The organism is Nocardioides ginsengisoli, from assembly GCF_039537225.1.
In the GTDB taxonomy this organism is placed as follows: domain Bacteria; phylum Actinomycetota; class Actinomycetes; order Propionibacteriales; family Nocardioidaceae; genus Nocardioides; species Nocardioides ginsengisoli.
Genome location: NZ_BAABAC010000040.1, coordinates 34,912 through 50,610, shown reverse-complemented (window position 1 = coordinate 50,610; position 15,699 = coordinate 34,912). Strand labels below are relative to the sequence as shown.

The window sequence follows — 15,699 nt, the reverse complement described above, 5'->3', positions numbered from 1 at the left end:
AGTGCGCAACTTATATTGCGCAATGGGTGATGCGCGATCGGTAGGCTGGCGTCATGGTGATGTACGACGACCCGCGGATCCTCCGCGCGATCGCCCACCCCACGCGCAACCGGGTGCTCCACGAGCTGTCCGCGGCGGGCTCGCTGCGCGCTGCCGACATCGCGCGGCGCATCGACATCCCGGCCAACCAGGCGAGCTTCCACCTGCGCCAGCTCGCCAAGTACGGCCTGGTCGAGGAGGACCCGGACGCCGCCAACGACCGGCGCGACCGGGTCTGGCGGCTGACCGAGCCCGACGGCATCCAGTTCCGCGCGTCCGACATGCTCGCCCAGCCCGGCGGCCGCGCGGCGTACGCCGTCTTCCAGCGCAATGCCGTCGAGTGGGGCCGCCACCTGGTCGAGCGGGCCTACCAGCCCGACGGCGAGGACCACCCCGGCCGCAGCATCTCGGAGTGGTCGCTGCAGCTCACCTCCGACGAGGCGATCGCGCTGATGGAGGAGCTGTCGGCCCTGATCAACGAGCGCCGGCTCGCCGGCCAGCGCGCGCCCGAGGGCGAGGGCCGCGAGACCTACTCGATCTTCCAGCTCATCCAGCCCTATCCCGACCTGCCGGCGTCCGCGGACCAGGGTGACGCCGACGCCGACGCCGACGCCGACGCCGACGCCGACGTGGACGGGGGCGCCTGATGCCCGCCCGGCTGCGCCCCGCCTCCGCCGGCGAGGTCGCTGAGGCGCTCGCCCGGGTGGCCGCCGACACCGCCGAGCGGGCCGACCTCAAGCTGCTCACCAAGCACTACCTGGCGCTGCTCGAGGAGCGTGCGCCCGGCCGCTCGGTCGAGGTCCGCGTGCCGCCGTTCGCGGCGGTGCAGGTGGTCGAGGGCGTGCGGCACACCCGCGGCACCCCGCCGGCGGTCATCGAGACCGACGCGGCGACCTGGATCGCGCTCGCCACCGGCCAGCTCGAGTGGGCGACGGCCGTCGGCGACGGGCGGGTGGTCGCGAGCGGCGAGCGGACCGACCTGGCGCCGTACCTGCCGCTCTGAGGCCGGTCGCTGCGGGCCGAGCTATGAGCCGGGCTACGAGCCGAGCTGCGCGGCGAAGGCCTGTGCCTGCTTCTCGGTGAACGTGCCGCCGATCTGCAGCTTGCCGTCATCGATCGGCGTCTGCACGGTGAGCGCGCTGATCACCTCGCCGTCGAGGACGAAGGCGATCAGCTTGTCGGTGCCGGTCACGTCCTGGGTGAGCGCGGCGAACTTCGGGGTCGCCGCCGGGTCGAGCTCGAGCGAGACCACCCAGTCGGTGAGCCCCTGCGGGCGCTCGGCCTTCGCGGACGTCACGCCCCCGACCACCTCGGCCGGCGCGAGCCGGTAGACCACGCCCGCGTCGTCGCACGCGATCGCCGCGGCGTTCGCCTTCGGCTGGCCCGCGGGCTGGTCGTCGCAGTCGGTCGGCAGGGGAGAGGCGGCCTCGGTGGCCGCCGGGATGCCGGTCGCCTCGAGCACCCGGCGTACCTGCAGCGGGCCGCCGGGCGCGGCGGACGCCTTGCCGGACGGCGTGGCCGTGGCCTCGCTCGACGGCGCGTCGGACGACGGCACCGGCCGCTTGCCGGCGTCGGTGGGCTTGGCGGAGTCGCCGCTCCCGCACGCGGTGAGGGCGAGGGTGAGGGTGGTGGAGACGGTCATGGCCTGGAGCAACCGAGAAACTGCCATGCCCTCGATCATGCCCGACCGGCCCCCACGTTCTAGGTTGGGGTGCATGACCGGATCCGTCTCCACCACCGACCTGCGTACGCGTCTCGCCGAGATCCTCCCGGGTGTCCGATCGGACCTCGAGGCGCTCGTCCGCATCCAGTCCGTCAGCGCCGATCCCGCCCGCCTCGACCAGGTCGAGGTGAGCGCGCGGGCGACGGCCGACCTGTTCGCCGCCGAGGGCGTCGACGTCCAGATCGTGCGCGCGTTCGACGGCGCGCCGCCGGCCGTGATCGGCGAGAAGTTGGGGCCCGAGGGTGCGCCCACGGTGCTCCTCTACGCCCACCACGACGTGCAGCCCGAGAACGACCACGCCGAGTGGGACAGCCCGCCGTACGAGCCGACCGAGCGCAACGGCCGCCTCTACGGCCGCGGTGCGGCCGACGACAAGGCCGGCATCATGACCCACATCGCCGCGCTGCGGCTGCTGGGCGACGACCTGCCGGTCACGGTCCGCCTGTTCATCGAGGGTGAGGAGGAGGTTGCCAGCGCGACCCTCCCGCAGCTGCTGGAGAAGTACGTCGACGAGCTCCGCTCCGACGTCATCGTCATCGCCGACTCGGGCAACTGGGACATCGGCGTTCCCGCCCTGACCACCAGCCTGCGCGGCCTGGTCCGGCTCAACGTCGAGGTCCGCACGCTGACCCACGCCGTCCACCAGGGCATGTGGGGCGGCCTCGTGCCCGACGCCCTGATCACGCTCTCCCGGCTCATCGCCAGCCTGCACGACGACGACGGCAACCTGCTCGTCGAGGGCCTGCACCGCGGCCCGGCCGCCGACGTGGAGTACCCGGAGGAGCGGCTGCGCGCCGAGTCCGGCGTCGCCCCGGGGGTCGAGTGGGTCGGCTCCGGCCCGGCCGTCGAGCGGCTCTGGACCCAGCCCGCGCTGTCGGTCATCGGCCTCGACGCGCCCAAGGTCGACGGCTCCTCGAACACGCTCATCCCCTCGGCCCGCGCCCGCCTCGCGCTGCGCACCGCCCCCGGCGAGACGTCCGAGAACGCGGTCGCCTGCCTGCGCGCGCACCTGGAGAAGCACGTCCCGTGGGGCGCGCAGCTCGGCATCGAGATCGTCGACACCGGCGAGCCGATCGAGCTCGAGGTCACCGGCCCGGCCTACGACGCCGCCCGCGCCGCGTTCACCGAGGCCTGGGACGGCACCGCCCCCGTCGACATGGGCGTCGGCGGCTCGATCCCGTTCATCGCGGAGTTCCTCGAGTCCTTCCCGGACGCCTCGGTGCTGGTGACCGGTGTCGAGGACCCCGACACCCGCGCGCACGGCCCGAACGAGGGTCTCCACCTCGCCGAGTTCGAGAAGGTGCTGCTCGCGGAGGCGCTGCTGCTCCGCAACCTCGGCGCCTGACCCCTCCCACCGCGCGACACCGACGCCCCGCGGCCCGACGGCCCGGGGCGTCGGCTTTCCCTTTTAAGTCCAGTGATTCGCTAGACTTGCTGGCATGACGGCGACGAGCGCGACGACGGCCCCACGGACGCGGACCCGGGTGGCGGTGATCGGCGGCGGTGCGAGCGGCGTCCTGACCGCGATCAACCTGCTCGTCCGCTCGGACGATCCGGGCCTCGAGGTCGTCATCCACGAGGCGAGCGGCATCGTCGGCCGCGGCATCGCCTACGGCACCAACGACCAGCGCCACCTGCTCAACGTCCGGGCCCGGCACATGAGCGCCTTCCCCGACGCGCCGTCCGACCTGCTCGACTGGGCGCGGCGCACCGGCCGCAGCAGCGACCCGCAGGCGTTCCTGCCGCGTGCCGACTACGCCACCTACCTGCAGGACCGGCTCGCCGACGTCGCCGACGACCGGCTCCGGATCCGCGCCGGCCGGGTGCTCGACGTCGTGCCCGCCGAGGTCGGCTTCGAGGTCGTGACCGAGCGCTCGACGTCGTACGCCGACGCGGTGGTGCTCTGTCACGGCAACCAGCCGCCGCGTGCGCTGGAAGGTCTCCCCGAGGCGCCCTGGCACGTCGCCAACCCGTGGGAGCTCGCCCGCCTCCGCGCGCTGCCCGCCGACGCCCGCGTCATCGTCGTCGGCACCGGGCTCACCGCCGTCGACACCGTCATCACCCTGCTCGAGGACGGCCCCGACCGTCACGTCACCATGCTCAGCCGCGGCGGCGTGCTGCCCAAGCCGCACGTCGGCCAGGCGCACACCGCGTGGGTCACCAAGGTCCCGGCCGACGCGGTCACCGCCGACCAGGTCGCGGCCGCGGTGGCCGACGAGTGTCGCGCCGCCGCCGAGCGCGGGGTCGGCTGGCGGGCCGTGGTCGACGGGCTGCGGCCGCTCACCCAGGGGCTCTGGCTCCGCCTCCCGTACGCCGAGCGCCGCCGCTTCCTCGACGTCCACGCCCGCGGCTGGGAGGTGCGCCGGCACCGGATGGCGCCCGCGGTCGCGCTGCGCCTGCAGTCCTACCGCTACGACGGCCGGCTCGCCGTCCGCGCCGGCACGCTGCAGCAGGTTACCGACCTCGGCAGCCGGGCCGAGGTGCGCACCTCGGCCCACCCCGACTCGGTCGTCGCCGACGCGATCGTCAACTGCACCGGCCCGCTCGCCGACGTACGCCTCAGCGACGACCCGCTGCTCCGCGCCCTCGTCGCCCGCGGCACCGCCGCCCCTGACCCGCTCGCGCTCGGCCTCGACTCCACCGTCGACGGCCGCCTGATCGGGGCCGGCGGACGGGTCGTCGAGGGGCTGTTCGTGGTCGGTCCGCCGCGCAAGGGGACGCTGTGGGAGTCGACGGCGATCCCCGAGATCCGGGCCCAGGCGGCGCAGGTCGCGCGCCTGGTGGTGGAGCGCACGTCTCGCGCGGTCGTCGCGAACTGAGGGCTATGGCCCCTCGGCCGGTACGCTGAAGCACGTGTGCGGTGTGTTCGGCGTATGGGCCCCGGGCGAGGACGTCGCCAAGCTGACCTACTTCGGCCTCTACTCGCTGCAGCACCGCGGCCAGGAGTCAGCCGGCATCTCGGTCAGCAACGGGCGACAGATCCTCGTCTACAAGGACATGGGGCTCGTCTCCCAGGTCTTCGACGAGAACACTCTCGAGTCGTTCACCGGCCACCTCGCGGTCGGCCACTGCCGCTACTCCACCACCGGTGCGAGCACCTGGCAGAACGCGCAGCCGACCTTCCGGCCCACCGAGGACGGCTCGATCGCGCTCGGCCACAACGGCAACCTGATCAACACCGCGCAGCTCGCGCAGATGGTCGCCGAGCTGCCCGCCGAGGGCGGCGAGCTCGACATCCACGCCCGCGACCTCGAGGCCTCCACCAACGACACGAGCCTGGTCACCGCGCTGCTCGCGCACCACCCCGACCAGTCGCTCGAGGCCCGCGCGATGGAGCTGCTGCCCCAGGTCAAGGGCGCCTTCTCCTTCGTCTTCATGAACGAGAACACCCTCTACGCCGCCCGCGACCCCGAGGGCATCCGGCCGCTCGTCCTCGGCCGGCTCGAGCGGGGCTGGGTCGTCGCCAGCGAGGACGCCGCGCTCGCCACCACCGGCGCGAGCGTCGTGCGCGAGGTCGAGCCGGGCGAGCTCATCGTCATCGACGAGGACGGCCTGCGCTCCCACAAGTTCGCCGAGCCGCAGCGCAAGGGCTGCGTGTTCGAGTACGTCTACCTCGCCCGCCCCGACGCCACGATCGCCGGCCGCAGCGTCCACGAGGCGCGCGTCGAGATGGGCCGACAGCTGGCGCGCGAGTTCCCCGTCGACGCCGACCTGGTGATCCCCGTGCCCGAGTCCGGGACGCCGGCGGCGTCCGGCTATGCACTCGAGAGCGGCATCCCGTTCGGCCAGGGCTTCGTCAAGAACGCCTACGTCGGCCGCACCTTCATCCAGCCCAGCCAGACCCTGCGCCAGCTCGGCATCCGGCTCAAGCTCAACGCGCTCGAGCACATGATCCGCGGCAAGCGGATCGTCGTCGTCGACGACTCGATCGTGCGCGGCAACACCCAGCGCGCCCAGGTGCGGATGCTCCGCGAGGCGGGGGCGACCGAGGTCCACGTCCGGATCTCCAGCCCGCCGGTGAAGTGGCCCTGCTTCTACGGCATCGACTTCGCGACCCGCGCCGAGCTGATCGCCAACGGCCTCGACGTCGACGAGATCGCGGCGTCGGTGGGCGCCGACAGCCTCGGCTACATCTCGCTCGAGGGCATGGTCGAGGCGACCGGTCAGCCGCAGAGCACGCTGTGCACCGCGTGCTTCACCGGCGAGTACCCGATCGAGCTGCCCGACGAGAGCCTGCTCGGCAAGCACCTGCTCGAGGCGACGCTCCGCCCGAGCACCCACGGCGAGGCACTGCCCGTCTTCAACAACCCCTGAGCCCCCACCGTCGTACCGAACGAAGCAAGGAGACCGAGGGAATCGTGGCCGACAACGCCTATGCCCGCGCCGGCGTCGACATCGAGGCCGCGGACCGCGCCGTCGACCTGATGAAGGAGTGGGTCGAGAAGGCCCGCCGCCCCGAGATGCTCGGCGGCCTCGGCGGCTTCGCCGGCCTCTTCGACGCCTCCGCGCTGCTGTCCTACAAGCGCCCGCTGCTGGCCACCTCGACCGACGGCGTCGGCACCAAGGTCGCCGTCGCGCAGATGATGGACAAGCACGACACGATCGGCTTCGACCTCATCGGCATGGTCGTCGACGACCTCGTCGTCTGCGGCGCCGAGCCGCTGTTCGTCACCGACTACATCGCCACCGGCAAGGTCGTCCCCGAGCGGATCGCTGCGATCGTCAAGGGCATCGCCGAGGCGTGCGTCGAGGCGGGCTGCGCGCTGGTCGGCGGCGAGACCGCGGAGCACCCGGGCCTGCTCGCCCCCGACGAGTACGACGTCGCGGGCGCCACCACCGGCGTCGTCGAGGCCGACGCGCTGCTCGGCCCCGCGCTGGTCCGCGAGGGCGACGTCGTCATCGCGATGGCCGCCAGCGGCCTGCACTCCAACGGCTACTCCCTGGCCCGCCACGTCTTCTTCACGCAGGCCGGCTGGACCGTCGACCGCCACGTCGAGGAGTTCGGCCGCACGCTCGGCGAGGAGCTCCTCGAGCCGACCCGGATCTACACCAAGCCGGCCCTGGCCATCGCCCGTGAGACCGAGACCCACGCGATGGCCCACATCACCGGCGGCGGCCTCGCCAACAACCTCGCGCGGGTCATGCCGCCGGAGCTGAAGGCGACCCTCGACCGCGCCACCTGGACGCCGGCCCCCGTCTTCGACGTCGTCCGCACCCTCGGCGAGGTCGCTCAGCCCGACCTGGAGGCCACGCTCAACTGTGGCGTCGGCATGGTCGCCCTCGTGGCACCCGACGCCGTCGACGGCGCCCTGGCGCGTCTCGCCGACTTCGGCATCGACTCCTGGGTCGCCGGCGAGGTCGCGGTCGACCCGGAGCAGAAGGGCACCGTCGAGCTGGTCGGTCAGCACCCCGGCTGGTGACCCGCCTGGTCGCCGTCCTGGTGACCTTCCTGGTGACCTTCCTGGTGACCTTCCTGGTGACCTTCCTGGTGACCTTCCTGGTGACCTTCCTGGTGACCTTCCTGGTGACCTTCCTGGTGACCTTCCTGGTGACCTTCCTGGTGACCTCCGCCTCACGCCTGGCCCGAAAGGGTCACCCGACGTGCGGGAACAGCCATCGGCCATGTACCGTTGGACCCACGAGACTCTGATTCAGCAGTCCGGGGCCCGGAGGGTTCCCGGCCAAGTGTGCGAGGGGGCTGGACCCTATGGGCCGCGGCCGTGCGAAAGCCAAGCAGACGAAGGTCGCTCGCGACCTGAAGTACCGCACTCACGACACGGACCTCGGCGCTCTTGCGCGTGAGCTCCATGGTGAGTCCGACGAGGTCGACACGACCACCGATGAGGTCGATGTCGACGACAAGTGGTCGGACTACGTCGACCGCCGAGACTGAGCTGAGTCGCACGCGCTCCCGCGGGAGCGCGTGACGCTGTTCGGTGGTCTCCGACCGCGTCTCATGAGTCGCTCCGCATGATCACCACGTCTCCGTGCGTGCCGTAACCGGCCAGGGCTCCACCCGCCGGTCGGCCGTTGAACGTCACCAGCCGCCACTCGTCGCCCGGCACGTCCGGGTCGGGCGGTACGACGGTCGGCCACGGGATGTTGATGGGGTACGGCGCCGCGAGCGCGCCGATCTCGCGCAGTGAGGTGTCGAAGATCGGGAAGCGGGCGCGGATCGCCCGGCGGTTGTCCCTGCCGTCGCTGGCGAGGACCCGCCAGGTGTCGCCGAGCCGCACCAGCGTGGTGCCCTCGGTGGCGCGTCGCTCGGTCGCCGCGCCCCGCAGCGTGAGGTCGTCGAGCGTGGGGCCGGACGCCAGCACGGGGTGGAAGTCGAAGAACCGCCGTGCGCTGACGTAGCCGACCAGCCACGCGCCGGTGGCCGCGTCGAAGGCGAGGTGGGGGTCCCAGACCCCGACGCTCGGTACGCCGTCCGGCGTGGGCAGCGGCAGCTCGCGGGTGGGCAGCAGGTGCTGCCCGGACGTGAGGTCGTCGCGCGACTCGGCGAGGGTGATCCGCAGCCGGCCGGCGACCCGCTCGCGCTTGTCGGCGGGGAAGTCCGACCAGGTGCTGGTCGTGACCAGCCAGCGGTCGTGCGCGTCGTCGCGCAGCAGGTGGGTGGCGTGGTCGCCGTACACGCCGGGGGCGTCGGGCCGCCCGAACCACAAGTCGGCGCGGTGCTCGATCTCGTCGTCGCGCGTGAGCGCCCACACCGAGGTGTGCGCGGTGTCGAAGAAGCCCGGCCCGGCGCTGGTCGCGGTGAAGAGCACCGCGCCCCCGACCCGGTACGGCGTTCCGTCGGCGTGCGACACCAGCCGGATGTCGCGCAGGCCGAGCTGCCCGAAGCCTCCGGCCCGCAGGTCCGCGATGTCGCCCTCGGCGGCGGCGGTCAGGCCCGCGGCCCAGCCGGCGGCGCGGGTGTCGGGGCCGCCGGCCTCGCGCAGGTCGACCCGCCCGCGGACCACCCACCGGTCGGTCTCGTGGGTGAGGACGGCGAGGTGGCTGCCGGTCAGGGTCAGCCCGAGCCGCTCCGGCGCGACCTTCACCCGGCCGTGCCGGCGGCTGCGCACGACGCGATCGCCGACGGTGAGGGAGGCGCGGCCGTCGTCCAACGCGACGGCGAGCCGGGTGCCGTCCGGATGCGTCAGCGCGAGCTCGGCGCGACCGCCGTCGAGGCGCGCGTCGATCGCCGCATAGGGCGCGAGCAGGGGAGCGTCGGGGGTGCCGACCAGCGCGATCGGACGACGCCGGGCGACGATCTCGAACGGCGGCAGCACTCGCGCAGGCTACCGACCGGCCGCGCGGGCATGAACGTGGCGCACGAAGGCGGCCACGGTGAGGTCGCGGCTCGACGGCCGCCAGGCGATGCGCAGCTCGCTCGGCGCCAGGTCGTCGACCGGTACGACGGCGACCCGACGCCCCGCGAAGCGCGCGCACACGCTCGCCGGCAGCAGGGTGACGCCGCGGCTCAGCTCGACCAGCCGGATCGCGTCGGCGAGGGTCGCCGCACCCGGCGCCGCGACCGTGCGGGCCGGCTCGGACGCCAGCAGCCCCTGGTAGTGGCGGTCGAGCGCGGGCGAGACGTCCGGCCAGGTCAGCACCGGCACGTCGGCGAGGTCGTCGCGCCGGATCGAGTCCCGCCCCGCGAGCGGATGGTCCGCGGGCACGACGGCGTACCGCGGCTCGCTCAGCACCAGGTCGGTGTCGAGGTCGGCGAGGTCGACCGGCCCGGCGACCAGGCAGACGTCGGCCCGTCCGGTGCGGACGGCGTCGGCCAGGGTCTCGGTCTCGCCGAGGATCAGGCTGACCGTCCGGTCGGGAGTCTCGAAGGTCGCCACCGCCGCGTCGAGCAGGCCGGCGTCGCCGTCCGGCTTCACCGCGACGACCAGGCGGCCCGGCTCGTGGGCCGCCCGACGGGCCAGCTCGACCGCGGCGCTGACCTGGTCGAGCGCCCGCCGGGCGTGCGCGACGAGGGCGGAGCCGGACGCGGTGAGCGTGAGCGCCCGCGTGCTGCGCTCGACCAGCCGCGCGCCGACCACCTCCTCGAGCCGCGCGACCGTGCGCGAGACCGTGGGCTGCGTCGTGCCGAGCACGCGGGCGGCGGCGCTGAAGCTGCCGTGGTCGACGGCGGCCAGGAAGGTCCGCAGCTCGCGCACCTCGACGTCGTCCATGCGCACAGCGTATGGGTCTGGCGCATCGACGGCTCTTCTGCGCCGCCGCGGGCGGGCCTTGGATGGAGCTGCCGTCCAGGGCGGGCGGCATCCACGAGAGGAACAACGATGACCGAGATCGGCTATCTCGTCGGGAGCCTGTCGCAGGCCTCGATCAACCGCAGGCTGGCGATGGCGCTGTGCCGCGTCGCGCCCGCGGGCGTCGTCCTGCGCGAGCTGCGGATCGACGACCTGCCGCTCTACAACCCCGACCACGACGGCTCCTTCGCCCCGGCCGCACGTCGGCTCAAGGACGACCTCGCGTCGGTCGACGCCGTCGTGGTGCTGACGCCGGAGTACAACCGCTCGCTGCCGCCGGTGCTCAAGAACGCCGTCGACTACGCGTCGCGACCGTGGGGCGAGAACACCTGGCAGGACCGGCCGGTGGCCATCGCGGGCGTCGGCCTCAACGGCGCCGGTACGGCGGTCGCGCAGGCCCATCTGCGCGCGGTGCTCGGCGCCTGCGGCGCCCACGTCCTCGGCGGGCCGGAGCTCTGCCTGGCCTGGACCGACGACCTCGTCGACGACGACGGCTGCCCCGCGCCCGCGGCGGCCCCGCGGCTGCGCGCCTTCCTCGACGCGGTCGTCGCCCACGCCGAGCGCCACGGAGCGGTACCTTCCGGCGCATGGCCTCTGTCCTCCTGACGCCCCTCACCGGCGGCAACGGCATCGCCCTCACCTCCGCCCGCCCCGGTCCCGACCTCGCGGCCGCCGGCTGGTCCGAGACCGAGTACGCCGCCTCCGGGGTCGCCGCGGCCGCCGACCCGGCGCTCGGGTCGGCGGAGTTCACGACGCGGGTCGTCGTCCGGGGGCCGGAGTCGGCACCGGCGAGCGGCACGCTGGTCGTGGAGTGGCTCAACGTCAGCTCGGGCGCGGACGCGGCGCCGGACTGGACGTTCGTGGCCGACGAGCTCGTGCGCCGCGGCCACGCGTGGGCGGGGGTGTCGGCGCAGTACAACGGCGTCGCCAGCGGCGCCGCCACGGTCGCCGTCGAGGGCGTCGCGCTGCAGGGGCTGACCGGCGTCGACCCGGTCCGGTACGGCGACCTCCACCACCCCGGCGACGCGTATGCCTACGGCATCTTCACCGAGATCGCCCGCGAGCTGGCGGCGCTGACCGGTGCCGACCGGGTGCTGGCGATGGGGGAGTCGCAGTCGGCGTACCTGCTCACGACGTACGTCAACGAGGTGCACGCCCGCGAGCGGCTCTTCGACGGCTTCCTGATCCACAGCCGCGGCGACGTCGCCGCGCCCCTGGGGGAGGCGGGCCGCGGCATCGACCTGATCGAGGCGCGGGCGGGCACGGCGACGACGATCCGCGAGGACGTCGGCGTCCCGGTGATCGTGCTGCAGACCGAGGGCGACCTGCTCGGTCGGCTCAACTTCCTGCCGGCGCGCCAGCCCGACGGCCCGCTGCTCCGCGTCTGGGAGGTGGCCGGCGCCGCGCACGCCGACATCTTCCAGATCGGCGAGTTCGAGGCCTTCCTCGGCTGTCCCGACCCGGTCAACCGCGGCCAGCAGGCCTACGTCGCCCGCGCCGCGCTGCGTCACCTCGACGCCTGGGCCCGCGGCGGGGACGCGCCCCCGAGCGCGCCGCCGCTCGAGATCGTCGACGGTGCGTTCGTCCGCGACGATCTCGGCATCGTGCGCGGCGGTGTCCGGACGCCCGTCGTCGACGCGCCCGCCGACGTCGTGTCCGGTACGGCGGGCCCCGGCGCCTCGGTCATCTGCGGCCTGTTCGGGCGCACCACCCCGCTGCCCGCGGGCGCGTGGGACCGGCTCTGGCCGAGCCACGACGACTACCTCGCCGCCTACGAGCGGGCCACGGACGCGGCGATCGCCGCCGGGTTCGTCGTACCGGAGGACCGGGCGGACGTGCTCGGAGAAGCACGTCCCCGACCTCGCGGACGCTCGTAGTCCCCGGCGGTGTCCGCGGGGCGGTCAGACCAGGACGCCGTCCCGCGCGACGACCACACCGCCCTTGACGACGTACGACGGCGCGGGGCGCATCGCCACCGCCTCGGGCACGCAGGCGGTGGGCAGCACGACGAGGTCGGCCGGAGATCCCGGCGCGATCGCGACGAGCTCGCGGCCGGTCAGCCGGCGGCCGCCGTCGGTCGCGGTGGCCAGGGCCTGGTGGATCTGGTCGTCGCGGCGGGCGTTGCTGCGAATGGCCAGCTGGTGGACGCGTTCGAGCATCGAGCCGGTGCCCCAGGGCCCCCACAGGTCGCGGATGCCGTCGTTGCCGGAGGCGACCACCACGCCGGCCTCGGCGAGCATGGCGATCGGCAGCACCGGCGTGTTGTACGGCGTCGCGGTGGCCAGCGACACCCGGGCGGCCGCCAGGCGGTCGGCGAGAGCGCGGGCGCGGTCGGGCTCGATCTCGGCGATGGCGGGTGCGTGGGAGAGCGTGACCCTGCCCTGCAGGCCGAAGTGCTCGGTCAGCTCGACGGTCAGCTCCATCGCGAAGGCGCCGAGCGTCCCGCGCTCATGCAGGTGGATGTCGACGCCGGCGCCCTTCTCGGCGGCGATGGTGAACACCGTCTCGAGATGCTGCACCGGGTTGCGCTCGAGCGCCGAGGGGTCGATGCCGCCGACGACCGTGGCGCCCGCGTCGACGGCCGCGGCGAGCAGCTCGGCGGTGCCGGGGCGGGTGAGCAGGCCGCCCTGCGGGAAGGCGACCTGCTCGACGTCCACGGCGCCGGCGAACTCGGCGGCGACCTTGGCGACCATCGCGATGCCGTCGAGGCGGCAGCTGGGGTCGACGTCGGTGTGGGTGCGGACCAGGGTGGTGCCGAGGCCGACCATCCGGGCGAGCAGGGCGTGGATGCCGTCGTGGTGGGGGAGGCCGAACTCGGCCCGGCGCGCCTCGCCCTGGCGGATCCGGTCCTCGATGGGGGCGCCGGCCCCGTGCGGCTCCCAGGGCTGGCCCCACAGGGTCTTGTCGAGGTGGCAGTGCGCGTCGACCAGCCCGGGGATCACCACGCCGCCGCGGCCGTCGACCACCACGGCGTCGTCCGGTACGGCGAGCGCGGGGCCGAGCTCGGCGATCCGGCCCGCGGCGAGGGCCAGGTCGACGGGCTCCGCGCCGTCGGCGACGCGGACGTTCTGCAGGATTGTCGAGGCGATCACTGGTCAGGCTCCTTTGCTCCGGACTATGGTAGACCAAGCATCATCGGCTCACCCCCTGGAAGGATCGGACCATGGTTTCGTCCCAGGTCACGCTCGGCTCGCAGTTCCGCTCGCTGCGGGACCAGGTCGTCGACAACCTCCGTGACCGGATCGTCGAGGGCGAGCTGCCCGGCGGACACCGGCTCGTCGAGCGCGATCTCTCCGACGAGCTCGAGGTCTCCCGGATCACCATCCGCGAGGGGCTGCAGCAGCTGACCGCCGAGGGCCTGGTCATCCAGCTGCCCCGGCGCGGCTCGGTCGTCACCGAGTTCGGGATCGTCGAGATCCGCAACCTGCTCGAGCTGCGCGAGCCGCTGGAGGTGCTCACCGCCCGGCTCGCCGCCGAGCGGCACGACAACGCCGGCGCCAAGCGGCTCCAGGCGGTGCACGCGGAGTCGCGCAACGCCCTGGAGCGGGGGAGCCTGCAGGCGGCCGCGGCTGCCAGCGTGCAGTTCCACGAGGAGATCGGGCGCTGCACCGGCAACATGCTGCTCGAGACCCACATGGCCAGCCTGCAGGGCCACCTGCGCCGGCTGTTCTGGCTCACCCGCGAGCACCAGACCCACCACGTCGACGAGCACGCGCGGCTGTTGGAGGCGATCTTGACCCGTCAGGCCGAGCTCGCCGAGCAGCTCGCCCGCGAGCACATCCAGGAGACCGCGGCGGCGACCCTGAAGCTGCTCACGCTCTGATCCCAGCGCCTGGCTGACCCACCGCTGACCCACCGCCCCGGGCCTCGCCCGAGGGCGGTCTCCGGCCTGCCCGGACGCCTTTCCGGTGCCGCTGGAAAGCCATCCGAAGACCATCTGAAGGCCGTCGGTGGACGGCGTTCGCGGGGCGAGAATTTCAGGATGTGAGCCTTGCCACGTCGTTTCGGTAAATGGTAGACCATAGTCCATCAACCGAAGACGACGACGAGAGTGGAGGCCGCGGTGACCGTGGAGAGCACGCGACGCGAGGGGCTCGAGGCGAGCCTGGAGGCGCGGGGCGCCCTGCTGGACAAGGTGCGGGGCGAGCGGACCACCGTCCGCACGACCGGCCCCGTGGTGCTGGCGCCGAGCTGGGTGCTCGCCTGGCAGGACGAGCAGATGACCCTGCTGCGCGACCACGAGGTGGTCGTCGAGGGTGACCGCATCGTCGAGGTCCGCCCGCAGCGCGGGTCGACCGACGAGCGGGTCGAGATGCACGGCCAGGTGCTCGTGCCCGGCCTGATCTCGATGCACAGCCACGTCGCCGGCGGCGCCGCCACCCGCGGCTACGTCGAGGGCAACCTGACCCCGATGGCCAAGGGCGTCGAGCTGCGCCAGGGCCGGCAGTTCCTGCACGCGATGGTCATGCTCGACGACCTCAGCGACGAGGACCTCGACTTGATGACCGCGCTCAACCTGGTCGAGATCCTGCGCGGCGGCTGCACGACCCAGGTCGAGATGTCGAAGAGCCTGCGGCAGATGCAGAGCTACGTCCGCGTCGCCCGCGAGCTCGGCATCCGCGGCTACCCCTCGGGCGCCGTCCCGGGCATGAAGCGGATCCTGCCGATCTGGAAGCGCGGCGAGGACGACGGCCCGCTGTTCGACTCGATCGCCGGCACCCTCGACGAGATCGAGGAGAACCTGGTCTACGCGCGCAGCATCAACGGGGCCGACGACGGCCGGATCCTGCCGATGATGGCCCCGGCGACCAACGCCGTCCACACGCCCGAGACCTACCTCGCGATGAAGGCGGCCGCGCGGGAGCTCAACGGCCTGCACATCCACCTGCAGTCCGGCTACGGCCGTGCGCCCCAGCCCGACACCGTCGCGCTGCAGCGACTGTGGGGCCACGGCGAGGTGCCGTGGCTGGAGAGCCTCGGGATCTTCGACGGCTCGGTCCGCGTCTTCGGCGCCCACCTGCTCGGCATCGACTTCGTCCGCGACCTGCCGATCCTGGCCAACGACTCGTTCACCTTCGCCAACTGCCCGTCCGGTACCGGCGCCGGCGTGACGCCGGCCCAGTGGCCGTGGCCCGAGGCGCTCGGCGCGGGCGTCAACTCGGGCATCGGCCTCGACACGCACTCCAACGACTACATCGAGAACCTCAAGATGGCCGTGATCTACGGCCGGATCCGCGCCGACTTCCTCGGCGACAGCACGCCCGTGCCGATGGTCCGCCCGTCGATGTGGACCGGCCTCGAGGCGGCCACCGTCTCTGCCGCCCGAGGTCTCGGCCGGGACGATCTCGGCCGGATCGAGGCCGGCGCCAAGGCCGACCTCACCAGCATCGACGTCACCAGCCTGCTCGTCGGCGTCGGCACGGTGCCGCGCGAGCCGCTCAACCACCTGTTCTACGCGAACGGGCTCGCCGTACGGAATGTGATGACCGACGGCAACTGGCAGATCCGCGACGGCCACGTCCTCGGCCTCGACGAGAACAAGGTGCTCGCGGAGTCCGGCCGCATCGTGCAGGCCATGTGGGACGACATGGAGCGCCACGACGTCTTCGTCGACCAGCCCGACCACGACGTCGTCCCCGCCTGCTGCTGACCACCACCCCTCTCGGACCCAACCCACACCCGCTGCTGCCC

16 protein-coding genes are annotated in these 15,699 nt (G+C 73.4%); 12 read left to right on the top strand and 4 right to left on the bottom strand.

Annotation, left to right across the window (positions count from 1 at the left end; genetic code table 11):
* The first annotated feature begins 53 nt into the window (after positions 1–53).
* Entirely contained in the window at positions 54–686 is a 633-nt protein-coding gene (locus tag AB4880_RS20770) for a helix-turn-helix domain-containing protein (protein WP_367921115.1), read from the top strand.
* A complete protein-coding gene (locus tag AB4880_RS20765; protein WP_367921114.1) occupies positions 686–1,042 on the top strand; it encodes a sterol carrier family protein in 357 nt (118 codons plus the stop codon). The genes AB4880_RS20770 and AB4880_RS20765 overlap by 1 nt, the downstream gene beginning before the upstream one ends.
* A gap of 33 nt (positions 1,043–1,075) precedes the next feature.
* On the opposite strand, the gene AB4880_RS20760 is transcribed toward AB4880_RS20765, so the two are convergent.
* Complete coding sequence (locus tag AB4880_RS20760) at positions 1,076–1,708, bottom strand: SecDF P1 head subdomain-containing protein (protein ID WP_367921113.1); 633 nt, start codon at positions 1,706–1,708, stop codon at positions 1,076–1,078.
* A gap of 46 nt (positions 1,709–1,754) precedes the next feature.
* Here AB4880_RS20760 and AB4880_RS20755 point away from each other — a divergent pair, with 46 nt between their 5' ends.
* The 6 genes from AB4880_RS20755 to AB4880_RS20730 all read left to right on the top strand — a co-directional run bounded on the left by AB4880_RS20755 (position 1,755) and on the right by AB4880_RS20730 (position 7,655).
* Positions 1,755–3,107 (top strand): dipeptidase, encoded by a 1,353-nt coding sequence (locus tag AB4880_RS20755; protein ID WP_367921112.1) that lies wholly within the window; start codon positions 1,755–1,757, stop codon positions 3,105–3,107.
* Positions 3,108–3,201: 94 nt separating this feature from the next.
* Positions 3,202–4,581, top strand: a complete 1,380-nt coding sequence (locus AB4880_RS20750) for an FAD/NAD(P)-binding protein (RefSeq protein WP_367921111.1) — start codon at positions 3,202–3,204, stop codon at positions 4,579–4,581.
* Positions 4,582–4,606: 25 nt separating this feature from the next.
* Positions 4,607–6,076 carry an amidophosphoribosyltransferase gene (gene purF / locus AB4880_RS20745; protein ID WP_379229199.1) on the top strand — a complete coding sequence of 490 codons (1,470 nt, stop codon included), beginning with the start codon at positions 4,607–4,609 and terminating at the stop codon, positions 6,074–6,076.
* A 44-nt stretch (positions 6,077–6,120) separates the two neighbouring features.
* Entirely contained in the window at positions 6,121–7,182 is a 1,062-nt protein-coding gene (gene purM / locus AB4880_RS20740; RefSeq protein WP_367921110.1) for a phosphoribosylformylglycinamidine cyclo-ligase, read from the top strand.
* A complete protein-coding gene (locus tag AB4880_RS20735; protein ID WP_367921109.1) occupies positions 7,179–7,412 on the top strand; it encodes a hypothetical protein in 234 nt (77 codons plus the stop codon). Before purM ends, AB4880_RS20735 begins: the two co-directional genes overlap by 4 nt.
* A gap of 57 nt (positions 7,413–7,469) precedes the next feature.
* Positions 7,470–7,655: a DUF3073 domain-containing protein gene (locus AB4880_RS20730; protein WP_367921108.1), complete on the top strand. Its 186-nt coding sequence runs from the start codon at positions 7,470–7,472 to the stop codon at positions 7,653–7,655.
* 61 nt (positions 7,656–7,716) lie between these two features.
* On the opposite strand, the gene AB4880_RS20725 is transcribed toward AB4880_RS20730, so the two are convergent.
* Both AB4880_RS20725 and AB4880_RS20720 read right to left on the bottom strand, forming a co-directional pair.
* The gene (locus AB4880_RS20725; RefSeq protein WP_367921107.1) at positions 7,717–9,036 is read right to left on the bottom strand and encodes a hypothetical protein; all 1,320 of its coding nucleotides are present in this window, start codon (positions 9,034–9,036) and stop codon (positions 7,717–7,719) included.
* 9 nt (positions 9,037–9,045) lie between these two features.
* Entirely contained in the window at positions 9,046–9,930 is an 885-nt protein-coding gene (locus tag AB4880_RS20720; RefSeq protein WP_367921106.1) for a LysR family transcriptional regulator, read from the bottom strand.
* Positions 9,931–10,038: 108 nt separating this feature from the next.
* On the opposite strand from AB4880_RS20720, the gene AB4880_RS20715 reads away from it, so the two are divergent.
* Positions 10,039–10,614, top strand: coding sequence for an NADPH-dependent FMN reductase (locus tag AB4880_RS20715; protein WP_367921105.1), 576 nt, complete (start codon positions 10,039–10,041; stop codon positions 10,612–10,614).
* Positions 10,596–11,885, top strand: a complete 1,290-nt coding sequence (locus AB4880_RS20710) for an alpha/beta hydrolase domain-containing protein (protein ID WP_367921104.1) — start codon at positions 10,596–10,598, stop codon at positions 11,883–11,885. The genes AB4880_RS20715 and AB4880_RS20710 overlap by 19 nt, the downstream gene beginning before the upstream one ends.
* Positions 11,886–11,909: 24 nt before the next feature.
* Here the strand turns inward: AB4880_RS20710 and AB4880_RS20705 are convergent, their stop codons facing one another.
* Positions 11,910–13,100: an amidohydrolase gene (locus AB4880_RS20705; protein WP_367921103.1), complete on the bottom strand. Its 1,191-nt coding sequence runs from the start codon at positions 13,098–13,100 to the stop codon at positions 11,910–11,912.
* A 71-nt stretch (positions 13,101–13,171) separates the two neighbouring features.
* Between AB4880_RS20705 and AB4880_RS20700 the strand changes: the two genes are divergently transcribed.
* A complete protein-coding gene (locus tag AB4880_RS20700) occupies positions 13,172–13,831 on the top strand; it encodes a GntR family transcriptional regulator (protein WP_367921102.1) in 660 nt (219 codons plus the stop codon).
* A 240-nt stretch (positions 13,832–14,071) separates the two neighbouring features.
* Positions 14,072–15,658 (top strand): amidohydrolase family protein, encoded by a 1,587-nt coding sequence (locus AB4880_RS20695; RefSeq protein WP_367921101.1) that lies wholly within the window; start codon positions 14,072–14,074, stop codon positions 15,656–15,658.
* The last annotated feature ends 41 nt before the right edge of the window (positions 15,659–15,699 follow it).